Raw genomic sequence first — 601 nt, 5'->3', positions numbered from 1 at the left:
GCGCGGGCCGCCGGCATCCCGGCCGCGCTCACCCTCGACCGGGCCGCCACCGCCCGCGCCGCTGCCGCCGCGTTCTCCCACGACGCCCGCATCGACGCCCTCGAGGAGCGACTCCGGGCACTACTGGTGGGCGTGGCGTCGTGATCGGTGTTTACGCCCACCACCACGGCAGTGGGCACGTGCAGCGGGCGCTGTCGGTGGCCGCCGCGCTCGACGACGAGGTCACCATCCTCACCTCCGCCCGCGTTCGCGACGATGCTGTTCCCGATCCCGGGCGCGTCCGGGTCGTCACGTTGCCGCTGGACGTCGGCGGGTCAGGGGACGGCGCGGGGCCGGACCCGACCGCCGGGGGGCGGTTGCACTGGGTCCCGCTGCGCCACGAAGGGTTGCGCCGCCGGATGGCGATGCTCGCCGAGTGGATCGACCACCACGCTCCGGCCGTGTTCTGGTCGGACATTTCCGTGGAGGTGACGCTCGGCGCCCGGCTCACCGGCACGCCCGTGGTCTCCACGGTGCTGCCCGGCCGCCGCGACGACGCCCCGCACCTGCTCGCCCACGGGGTCTGCTCGGAGTTGGTGGCCGGGTGGCCCCGCTCGGCCGG

General features: G+C 75.9%; 1 pseudogene. It reads left to right on the top strand.

The features are described 5' to 3' along the window. Positions 1-140: 140 nt before the first annotated feature. Positions 141-601: pseudogene (locus HMPREF3086_RS03945) on the top strand (hypothetical protein); the annotation flags it as partial.

Source organism: Dietzia sp. HMSC21D01 (assembly GCF_001815995.1).
In the GTDB taxonomy this organism is placed as follows: Bacteria; Actinomycetota; Actinomycetes; order Mycobacteriales; family Mycobacteriaceae; genus Dietzia; species Dietzia cinnamea.
This window is presented reverse-complemented; position numbering and strand designations above follow the sequence as displayed.